The sequence below is a fragment of the Alicyclobacillus sp. ALC3 genome (assembly GCF_028751195.1).
GTDB lineage: Bacteria > Bacillota > Bacilli > Alicyclobacillales > Alicyclobacillaceae > Alicyclobacillus_L.
The window spans coordinates 97,247-109,574 of the sequence record NZ_CP066784.1; the positions used below are offsets into that span (position 1 = coordinate 97,247).

Genomic DNA, 12,328 nt, shown 5'->3' on the forward strand with positions numbered 1-12,328 from the left:
CGGCCCCACGTGGGATTGATACTGAAAGTCACATCACAGACCGTGAGAAGGAAAAAAAGGTTGCTTCACAGGGGGAGTCCCTGCGAAGCAACCTGTGAATCTGTACCGCGAGAAGCCGTTAGCCAATCGTGATTGGGTAGGTGGTCTGATTGCCCGTCGCGTCTTGCGTCACCAGCACATCTCCGGCCACAAGGACCGTGCTGCCACTGACTGGGGCACCGGTGCTGTCCTGTACAGAGAAGGTCAGCGGCACGGACGAATTGGTCGATGTGACGTCCGACGTCAGTTGTGCAGCAGTCGTGCCCGCGGCGACAGTCACGCTGTTCGGATTAAAGCCGATGTTGGTGATGACTGTGGTGTTCGTTGCACGGATGGGGCCTGCATTGATGGACCACTTCGACGTGTTCGTCACCACGAGCGAGTTAGGGTTCAACATTTCCTCGTCAATGGTATAGTTTCCAGCCGTGCTGTACCAAAACACCGGCAATTGCGTCGTGTAACCAGTACTCATCCACTGGTTCAGGTACGTTGACGAAGAGTTGATAATCACATTGCCGGAAGGTCCCGTCATGGAGAATCCGACCCCAGCGCTGTTGTTGCCCCCTGGGTGAAATGCATTCGCAACCTCGAGCACAATCTGGTGCAACCCTGCGCCGAGCGAAATCGTCGTCTTAGTGGGCGGCATGGTCACTCCGACAGTCGCCCAGCCACTGTTGTATCCGCCAATGTCTGTGTTGTACGCCACCGGCGTGCCATCGACCCAAGCCAACCCGACGTCGTCGACTTGCGGGATGCTGACAGTCACCTGCTCCGCTTGCGGCAAGTTGACGGTTGCTGTGAAGAATGTCAACCCGTTCGGGGTATTAGATCCGCCGTCGTACCCGGACGGGTCCGTGATCCACAAACTGTTGCTATACCCCATGGACATGATTGGCTTCACATTGAAGTTCTTCAGCGACGTCGTCGGGAACTTGCTCAGGTAATAGAACCCGATGTCGGTGCCCGTGTTGCCCGTATCCGCAGCGGTTGGACCGGTGCCGGTCAGCGTCGACAAGCCAGCACCGTAGTTCGGCACTTGCATTGCCTGACCCGTGCCGCCACTGACAGACCCGACAAACTGGCTCGTATCACCCGCAGGCGGGGTTGCAGTGGGCTGAATCGGACTGCTCACGTTCGCGGGCTGGACCTGCGTGATGGCGCCAGTCGTCAAACTCTGGCCGTCCACAATGTCAAATCCGACATTGCCCGCCGGCTCCGTGAACGACACCTCGTAATTCTGATTCGTGGCGTTCCAGACTGCGGTCTCGGTTGTACCATACGAATCGGTGATGGTCACGTTGTTGGCGCCAACTATCGGATTTCCGTACTTGTCCACTAACGTAGCACTGACTGTGAACGCCGTGCCAGCGCTCACCGATGCGGGAGCACTGATAGTGGACTGGCTCAGGTTAAGCTGATTTGCATTTCCGGTAATCGTCTCTGGGCCTGCGGTCACGTATGTGATAGTTCCTGCTGGGTCTGTCACGGCGACTTTCACGGTCAGGTTTTCTGCCTTCGTGTCTGTCACGGCGAAGGTGTAGGTACCCGGTGTCGACGTCTCGGTCACAGAACTGAACTGCACATCGGCAGCTGTTCCGCTCACTACGGACGGTGTGAAATCAGCACTTGTAAGCCCGGTGATGGGGTTTCCATACTGGTCCATAAGCTTCAACGTGTACGTCATCGCCACGCCCGCTGTCCCTCCGCCGGTTGGACCGTTCAACACGGTGTAGCTTGTCCCACTGATGAAAGGCGTGAGCGGCACGATGTCTGTCGTCGGGGTTTGATCCAGGGTGAGCGAACCACTGTGTGTCGTGACCACCGCCGTGTACGTGACCGGCCCAGATGTGGTGTACGTGAACTGCGCCACATACGCATTCGCTGCGGCATCCCATGTCGCCGCAACCGAATTGTGCCGGGAGTCTTGGACGGTAATCGTCTGCGGTTCAGTGATGGTGACGGCGTATTTGTCCTTAGGAACCACAGTCACGTTCACAGTTTGCCCAGCCAGTACCGAACTTGGCGCACTGACTGTCGACCACGTCGGGTCAACCACAGCATGCACCGTTGCTGTGCCTGTCTGACTCAATGCCACACCGTTCACAGTGGCGGAGTACGTGAATGTTTCTACGTTCGGAACGCTTTCCGTGAAGATGGTCTCATACGCCTGGTCAACCGGGTTCCACTGTGCAGTCTGTTGCGTAATGCCGTCAGATACCACGACGTACTGGCCATTGCCAACAAGTGCCCCGTTTGTATCGTACGGGATGACTTTCACTTCTACCGAACCGTTGTAGACGGTGGGGGTCGGCACGATGAGTTGCGAGGTCGTAGCATCAATCGCGCTCGTGACCGTCACAGACACCCCAGTGCCAAGCGCAACGCCATTCATCCCGGCCGTAAAGTTGTACGTACCCGGCGTGCTCTCCGTAAATGTCGCTTCGTAGTCTTGGTTGGCACTGTTCCACGTCGCCGCTGTGGTATGCCCGGCTCCATCGCTCACAGTGACTGTCTGATTGTCCCCAATCGGATTAGCGTACTGGTCTTTCGGCACCACGTGAATCGTGATTGGGCTGCCAGCAGAAACGCTAGTTGGACCCGTAATCGTCGACTGCGAACCGCTGACCACCCCAGCCGTGACAGTAACAGACGGAGTTGAATTCAGCACAACACCATTGACCGTCGTAGCTGTCGCATAGGTACCCGCAGCGTCGATTGCGAACTGCGCTTCCCAATCGTTGTTGGCAGCATTCCAGGTTGCCTGTTTGTTCGTGCCGTTGACCGTGACTTCCACAGTTGGATTCTGAGCCAGTCCAAGCAGGTTCCCGTTCGCATCTTTCGGAGTCACCGCCACAGTGAACGTTGCCCCTGCCGTAACAGTGGTCGGCGACACGGTGACCGGTGAGTTCTGGTCAACGTTTCCGGCATCCACAACTGTCGTCGGTTCAGCAGTTAATGCAACACCGTTTATGGTCGCCGTAAACGTATAGTTACCGACGGCGGTTTCCGTAAACGTAGCGCGGTATGTGCCAGTGACACTGTCCCATACGGCCGTCACCGTGTGGCCAGCCCCGTCCGAAACGCTGACCGTCTGCCCTGAACCAATCGGGTTGCCGTAAAAATCCTTTGGCGTAACAGATACGGTAATGGCTTGTCCAGCCAACGCGCTGGTAGGAGCCGTCACGGTTGATTCCACACTGTCAACCGCACCCGCTACGACGTTGACCGTGTACGTGCTGTTCAGAAGTTGCCCATTGACATTCGCCTTGAACGTGAACAATCCGGCTGTGCGCATGTCGAAGGTGTACTCATAGTCCTGGTTCGCCGCGTTCCACGTGGCCGTCTCCGGTGTTCCAGTGTAAATGTACACAGTCTGACCGGCGCCCAGCGGGTTGCCGTTTGTATCCTTGGGTACCACGGAAATCGTCACGTTCTGGGTACCCGCTGTGACGTTCCCAACTGGTCCAGTGATGGTGGAATTCAAGTCGAGCGCACTGTTCGTCACATTGGTGGAAGCCGTCTGTGTGATAGCCACACCGTTCACAATTGCGCTAAATGTGTACGTTCCGGTGCTCCGCTCTGTGAAGGTAGCGGTATAGGCGCTGCCATTCCAGCTCGCGGCCTCGCTGTACTTGCCATCCGTAACCAGTACCGTTTGACCCAAACCAAGCGGATTGCCAAAGCCGTCAATTGGTGTCACCGTCACCGTGATGGGCGTTCCCGCGGTCACGCTCGTTGCACTCGCCATGACCGTCGTTCGGGATGCGCTCGCGCCCGCCGGCACAACCGTGACTCCAAGTGTATTGGTGAGGAGTTGATTGTTTACGGTGGCCGAATACGTGTAGCTGCCTGCCACCGTCTCGCTAAACGTCACCTCATAGTTCTGGTTGGCGCTGTTCCACACCGCCGTCTGCATCAGACTGCCATCCGACACCTCGACAGTCTGTCCAGAGCCGAGCGGATTGCCGTTCGAGTCTTTCGGAACCACTGCAATGGTGACGTTTGAATTCCCTGCGGTAACGTCCCCTTGCGGGCCCGTGATGGTCGACATCGATGACACGGTTCCAGCAGAAACGACAGTCTGATTGGCGCTTGTAAACGTTACGCCCTGCACGGACGCCGCAAACACATACGCCCCTGTCGTAAACTCTGTGACCTGCGCCTCATAGTCCTGATTCGTCGCGTTCCACACTGCCGTCCACGAGTGTCCTTGACCATCCGAGACGGTGACAGTCTGCCCAGACAAAATCGGGTTTCCGTTTGCGTCCTCCGGCTTGACGGCGACAACGAACGAAGCCCCTGCCACAGCCGTGGTCGGAGATGTCACGGTCGACTTCGACGCACTGGCCGTACCCGGCACAACACTTACGGTTACGGTCTGGTTGAGGAGCGTCCCATTGACCTGCACGCTATACGTGTAGGTGCCGGCGGTCGTCTCGTTAAAGGTGTAGTAGTAATCCCCATTCGTGCTGTCAAATTGCGCCTGTTTCCAGCTCACCGTCGGCGACCCAGTCCCATCCGATATCTGGACGTTTTGCGAGGCGCCCAATGGATTGCCGTTTTTATCCCGCGGAATGACCTTAATGGTCACGTTTCCGGACCCTGCTGTGACGGCCGTTGTCGGCCCGCTCACACTCGACAGCGACGCGACCGTGCCAGGTCCGAGCGTCACAGGCGTCGCCGCGAAGCTGACGCCGTCCACATGTGCCGTGAACGTATAGGTGCCAGACTGCAACTCCGTCGCATTGACTTCGTAGTTTGCGTTCGTCGGATTCCAGGTCGCCGTCCAGCTGTTGCCGTTGCCATCCGTCACTGTGACAGACTGTCCGGCACCAATCAGATTGCCGTTCGCATCCTTTGGCGTTACGACAATCGCAATGGGGTCTCCTGCGATTCCGTCGCTGATTGCGGTGATGCTTGACGTTCCAGCGTTGACTGCTGCAGCAATAACCGTTACTTTTGCCGTCTGCGTGAGAGACGTTACAGCGCCTGCGTCTGTCACGGTCGCAGTGTACGTAAAGGTGCCTGCCTGCGTCTCGCTGAACGTCGCAACATACCCGTTGCTTCCGTTCCACGTCGCTTGCTGCGTCTGTCCGTTCCCATCAGAGACCGTGATGTTCGTGACCTGCGCTGGCGTGATGACGTTGCCACTCGCGTCGCGAGGTACGACCGTAATGCTGACATTGTTGTTGCCAGCGACCACGTTCCCCTGCGGACCTGTCACCGTCGAGAGAGACGACACAGTAGCCGGAGCCACGTCTTGTGTCGGTTGCATGGTAAAGGTCACGCCGTCCATTTTTGCCGTGAAGGTGTACTTCCCTGCGGTCGTCTCCGTGAAGGTGGCCTGATAGTCCTGGTTTGCCGAGTTCCATGTGGCCACAACGGTATGTGTACCGTCTGTCACAGTCACCGTCTGGCCCGACCCGATGGGATTGCCAAGTGCATCTTTCGGGACGACCAAAACGGTTATCGGTTGACCAGCAACGCCGCTACCTGCAGCTGTCACCGTCGATGTGCCACCGTCCACAGCCGCCGGCACAACCGTCACTTGCGCAGTGTCACTGAGCGTGACGTTGTTGACCTGGGCCGTGAACGTGTACGTCTGTGCAATCGGCTCGCTGAAGGTGGCTTGATAGGAGCCCGTCACGGCGTTCCACTTGGCGGTCAGGGTTTGTCCCTTCCCATCGGAAACGGTGACCACTTGATTTGCACCCAGCGGATTGCCGTTTGTATCCTTTGGTACCACGGAAATCGTCACGTTGTTGGAACCCGCTGTGACGTTCCCGACCGGTCCAGTGATGGTGGAATACAAGTCGAGCGCACTGTTCGTCACATTGGTGGAAGCCGTCTGTGTGATGGCCACACCGTTCACAATTGCGCTAAATGTGTACGTTCCGGTGCTCCGCTCTGTGAAGGTAGCGGTATAGGCGCTGCCATTCCAGCTCGCAGCCTCGCTGTACTTGCCATCCGTAACCAGTACCGTTTGACCCAAACCAAGCGGATTGCCAAAGCCGTCAATTGGTGTCACCGTCACCGTGATGGGCGTTCCCGCGGTCACGCTCGTTGCACTCGCCATGACCGTCGTTCGGGATGCGCTCGCGCCCGCCGGCACAACCGTGACTCCAAGTGTATTGGTCAGGAGTTGATTGTTTACTTTGGCCGAATACGTGTAGCTGCCTGCCACCGTCTCACTAAACGTCGCCTCGTAGTTCTGGTTGACGCTGTTCCACACCGCCGTCTGCGTCTGACTGCCATCCGACACCACGACAGTCTGTCCAGAGCCGAGCGGATTGCCGTTCGAGTCTTTCGGTACCACTGCAATCGTGACGTTCGAATTCCCTGCGGTAACGTCCCCTTGCGGGCCCGTGATGGTCGACATCGATGACACGGTTCCAGCAGAAACGACAGTCTGATTGGCGCTTGTAAACGTTACGCCCTGCACGGACGCCGCAAACACATACGCCCCTGTCGTAAACTCTGTGACCTGCGCCTCATAGTCCTGATTCGTCGCGTTCCACACTGCCGTCCACGAGTGTCCTTGACCATCCGAGACGGTGACAGTCTGCCCAGACAAAATCGGGTTTCCGTTTGCGTCCTCCGGCTTGACGGCGACAACGAACGAAGCCCCTGCCACAGCCGTGGTCGGAGATGTCACGGTCGACTTCGACGCACTGGCCGTACCCGGCACAACACTTACGGTTACGGTCTGGTTGAGGAGCGTCCCATTGACCTGCACGCTATACGTGTAGGTGCCGGCGGTCGTCTCGTTAAAGGTGTAGTAGTAATCCCCATTCGTGCTGTCAAATTGCGCCTGTTTCCAGCTCACCGTCGGCGACCCAGTCCCATCCGATATCTGGACGTTTTGCGAGGCGCCCAATGGATTGCCGTTTTTATCCCGCGGAATGACCTTAATGGTCACGTTTCCGGACCCTGCTGTGACGGCCGTTGTCGGCCCGCTCACACTCGACAGCGACGCGACCGTGCCAGGTCCGAGCGTCACAGGCGTCGCCGCGAAGCTGACGCCATCCACGTGTGCCGTGAACGTATAGGTGCCAGACTGCAACTCCGTCGCATTGACTTCGTAGTTTGCGTTCGTCGGATTCCAGGTCGCCGTCCAGCTGTTGCCGTTGCCATCCGTCACTGTGACAGACTGTCCGGCACCAATCGGATTGCCATTCGCGTCCCTTGGCGTTACGACAACCGCGATGGGGTCTCCTGCGATTCCGTCACTGGTTGCGGTGATGCTTGACGTTCCAGCGTTGACTGCTGCAGCAATAACCGTTACTTGCGCCGTGTCGCTCAGCGTGACGTTGTTGACTTCGGCCGTGAACGTGTACGTCTGTGCAATTGACTCGCTGAAGATGGCTTGATAGGAGCCCGTCATGGCGTTCCATAGAGCGGTCAGGGTTTGTCCCTTCCCATCGGAAACGGTGACCACTTGATTCGCACCCAGCGGATTGCCATTCGTATCTTTTGGCACCACGGAAATCGTTACGTTCTGGGTACCCGCTGTGACGTTCCCGACCGGTCCAGTGATGGTGGAATTCAAGTCGAGCGCACTGTTCGTCACATTGGTGGAAGCCGTCTGTGTGATGGCCACACCGTTCACAATTGCGCTAAATGTGTACGTTCCGGTGCTCCGCTCTGTGAAGGTAGCGGTATAGGCGCTGCCATTCCAGCTCGCGGCCTCGCTGTACTTGCCATCCGTAACCAGTACCGTTTGACCCAAACCAAGCGGATTGCCAAAGCCGTCAATTGGTGTCACCGTCACCGTGATGGGCGTTCCCGCGGTCACGCTCGTTGCACTCGCCATGACCGTCGTTCGGGATGCGCTCGCGCCCGCCGGCACAACCGTGACTCCAAGTGTATTGGTGAGGAGTTGATTGTTTACGGTGGCCGAATACGTGTAGCTGCCTGCCACCGTCTCGCTAAACGTCACCTCATAGTTCTGGTTGGCGCTGTTCCACACCGCCGTCTGCATCAGACTGCCATCCGACACCTCGACAGTCTGTCCAGAGCCGAGCGGATTGCCGTTCGAGTCTTTCGGAACCACTGCAATGGTGACGTTTGAATTCCCTGCGGTAACGTCCCCTTGCGGGCCCGTGATGGTCGACATCGATGACACGGTTCCAGCAGAAACGACAGTCTGATTGGCGCTTGTAAACGTTACGCCCTGCACGGACGCCGCAAACACATACGCCCCTGTCGTAAACTCTGTGACCTGCGCCTCATAGTCCTGATTCGTCGCGTTCCACACTGCCGTCCACGAGTGTCCTTGACCATCCGAGACGGTGACAGTCTGCCCAGACAAAATCTTGTTGCCGTTTGCGTCCTCTGGCTTAACGGCGACAACGAACGAAGCCCCTGCCACAGCCGTAGTCGGAGATGTCACGGTCGACTTCGACGCACTGGCCGTACCCGGCACAACACTTACGGTTACGGTCTGGTTGAGGAGCGTCCCATTGACCTGCACGCTATACGTGTAGGTGCCGGCGGTCGTCTCGTTAAAGGTGTAGTAGTAATCCCCATTCGTGCTGTCAAATTGTGCCTGTTTCCAACTCACCGTCGGCGACCCAGTCCCATCCGATATCTGGACGTTTTGCGAGGCGCCCAATGGATTGCCGTTTTTATCCCGCGGAATGACCTTAATGGTCACGTTTCCGGACCCTGCTGTGACGGCCGTTGTCGGCCCGCTCACACTCGACAGCGACGCGACCGTGCCAGGTCCGAGCGTCACAGGCGTCGCCGCGAAGCTGACGCCATCCACATGTGCCGTGAACGTATAGGTGCCAGACTGCAACTCCGTCGCATTGACTTCGTAGTTTGCGTTCGTCGGATTCCAGGTGGCCGTCCAGCTGTTGCCGTTGCCATCCGTCACTGTGACAGACTGTCCAGCACCAATCGGATTGCCATTCGCATCCCTTGGCGTTACGACAACCGCGATGGGGTCTCCTGCGATTCCGTCACTGGTTGCGGTGATGCTTGACTTTCCAACGTCGACCACTGCAGCGATAACCGTCACTTTTGCCGTCTGCGTGAGAGACGTTACAGCGCCTGCGTCTGTCACGGTCGCAGTGTACGTGAAGGCGCCTGCCTGCGTCTCGCTGAACGTCGCAACATACCCGTTGCTTCCGTTCCACGTCGCTTGCTGCGTCTGTCCGTTCCCATCAGAGACCGTGATGTTTGTGACCTGCGCCGGCGTGATGACATTGCCACTCGCGTCGCGAGGTACGACCGTAATACTGACATTGTTGTTGCCAGCGACTACGTTGCCCTGCGGACCTGTCACCGTTGAGAGAGACGACACAGTAGCCGGAACCACGTCTTGTGTCGGTTGCATGGTAAAGGTCACGCCGTCCATTTTTGCCGTGAAGGTGTACTTCCCTGCGGTCGTTTCCGTGAAGGTGGCCTGATAGTCCTGGTTTGCCGAGTTCCACGTAGCCACAACGGTATGTGTGCCGTCTGTCACAGTCACCGTCTGGCCTGACCCGATGAGATTGTCAAGCGCATCCTTCGGGACGACCGAAACGGTTATCGGTTGACCAGCAACGCCGCTACCTGCAGCTGTCACCGTTGATGTGCCACCGTCCACAACCGCAGGGACGACCGTCACTTGCGCAGTGTCACTCAGCGTGACGCTGTTGACCTGGGCCGTGAACGTGTACGTCTGTGCAATCGGCTCGCTGAAGGTGGCTTGATAGGAGCCCGTCGCGGCGTTCCACTTGGCGGTCAGGGTTTGTCCCTTCCCGTCGGAAACTGTGACCACCTGATTTGCGCCAAGCGGGTTGCCGTTCGTATCCTTCGGAACCACGGAAATCGTCACATTGGATGTGCCAGCAGTGACAGCGCCCTGCGGACCGCTGACGGTCGAGGCTGTGTCCAGTTGCCCCACCGTAACAGCGGTCTGTGGCTGCTGAGTAAACGTCACACCATTCATTTTCGCCGTGAATGTATAATTGCCAGCTTTCGTCTCGGTGAACGTTGCCTCATAGTCATTGTTCGCGCTGTTCCAAGTCGCCGTGACGTTGTGCGTCCCGTCTGAGACGGTCACCGTCTGACCACTTCCGACCGGGTTCTGGTAGGCGTCTTTTGGCACCACCTGTACAGTGATGCTGTTTCCAGCCGTTGCCGCGGTTGGCGCGTGCACTGTGGACTCGGCGGCACTGACCGATGCAGGGTTAACCGTGACCTGTGCGGTATTGACCAAGTTGGTGTTGTTCACTGCGGCCGAATACGTGTAGGTGCCTGCGACAGTCTCACTGAACGTCGCCTCATAGTCCTGCCTCGTGCTGTTCCACACCGCTGCCTCTGAATGACTGCCGTCTGACACCACTACACCCTGTCCATCACCGAGCGGATTGCCATTCGAGTCCTTCGGTACCACTGCAATGACGACATTCGAGTTCCCCGCAGTCACCGTGCTTTGCGACGCAGTCACCGTGCTGAACGAGGACAGGGTGCCCGGATTGACGACAGTGCTTGGTTGTTGCGAAAACGTTACACCGTTCACGGCCGCCACGAATTTGTACGTACCCACCTTCAACTCTGTGAATGTCGCCTCATAGTCTTGATTTTGAGCGTTCCAAATCGCGACCTTGGTGCTACTCCCATCAGACACCGTGACGGTCTCTCCGCTGCCAAGCGGGTTCCCCTGCACATCCTTGGGTACAACCTGAACTGTGATGTTCTGCCCAGCGTTTGCGGAAGATGGAGCAGATACCGTAGACTCGGCCCCGCTGACTTGTCCGGCAACTACCGTGACGTTAGCCGTGTTCGATAAGAGTGTGCCGTTGACCGTGGCATCAAACGTGAAACTTCCAGGCTTCGTCTCACTGAATGTCGCTTCATAGTCGTTCTTCGCAGCGTTCCAAGTCGCCGTTACTGCTTGTCCTGCTCCGTCCCAAACAACCACCGATTGACCAAAGCCAATCGGATTACCGTTTGCATCGAAAGGTTTGACAACAATCGTGACGTTGGCTGAACCCGCCGTCACTGGGGAGGTTGGACCGACAACCGTTGACAGCGACGCTAACGACCCAGGTCCGACGACCGTTGTCGGTGCTTGCGCGAAGGTCGTGCCGTTCATGCTGGCTGTGAATGTGTATGACCCGTCCTTGCTCTCCGTGAACACTGCTTCGTAGTCTTGATTCGCAGCGTTCCAAGTAGCGGCCATCGTTTGCGTTCCGTCGGTGATTGTCACTGTGTCCCCTGAGCCCAGGGCGTTGCCGTAGTGGTCCTTTGGCACAACTTGAACCACTATCGCACTACCAGCGATAGCCGCTTTGGGTGCGGTCACTGTAGATGTCGAGCCGCTGAGGCCAGCTGGCACCACTGTCACGCCTGCTGTTCTCAGTAGCGGTGTCCCGTTCACCAGGGCACTGAAGCTGTACTGTTTCGCCGTTGTCTCGGCAAACGTGGCCTCGTAATCTTGGTTAGTCTGGTTCCACAGAGCAGTCACCGTTTTGCCTGTCCCGTCGGACACCGTCACGACTTGGCCTGATCCGAGCGGATTTCCGTTCGAATCTTTGGGCGTTACGTGAATCGTGACAGATTGACCAGCCGTCATCGTTGAGACGGATGAAGTGATTGTCGATTGTTGTGCGCTGACAACCCCGCTCACCGCACCGCCCAGGCTGAGGACTGTCCCGTTCCAACTCACCGAGACATTCAACTGACGCAGGGTGGACATTATGTACCAGATGGGTACGAACGTCGTCGCTTGACCCGAATATGGGTCGGTCCTGACAATCTTGTTACCGGATGTGACATACTTACCGTTCACATAGATTTTGAAGCTGTTCAGTCCGGGCTGAGTGTTTGTAGAACCGACAACCAGCGTATTGTTCGTGGTGATGTCAAGTGAGTTGGTCGTACCATTCCACTGAGAGTCTATTCCCAGTTTTTTCATGGCAAGTTGGATATACCACAGCGGTAAGTATTCGGTAGCGTGGCGCGTGGCCGGATCAATCGCGGCGAAGCCGTACGGTCTCGCGAATAAGGCGCCATTTACGTCAATCTCCTTCACCTGCATCGGCGACGACATGGCAACACCCGCCGATGCAGCCGGGATCGCTACAGGCGCTAACATGGTAGAGAGTGCCACAATTGGCCCTACCACAAATTTTACCTTTTTCACAGCCCTTCCCCCTACCTACTAATGAAAAGTCTCTGTACTTTTCAAAAATAGATTCTTGACAGGCAAAAATCAACAACAATCGACAAAATGAGCCAATCTCTCTGCATAGTTCAGAGAACCCAAAGATATTTTCGACAGATGTGGTATACTAAA

The 12,328-nt window shown here is 57.1% G+C and carries 1 protein-coding gene; it reads right to left on the reverse strand.

Annotated elements, in window-relative coordinates; translation table 11 throughout:
* Nucleotides 1-118: 118 nt before the first annotated feature.
* A complete protein-coding gene (locus tag JC200_RS00485; RefSeq protein ID WP_274434240.1) occupies nucleotides 119-12,175 on the reverse strand; it encodes an invasin domain 3-containing protein in 12,057 nt (4,018 codons plus the stop codon).
* Nucleotides 12,176-12,328: the final 153 nt, after the last annotated feature.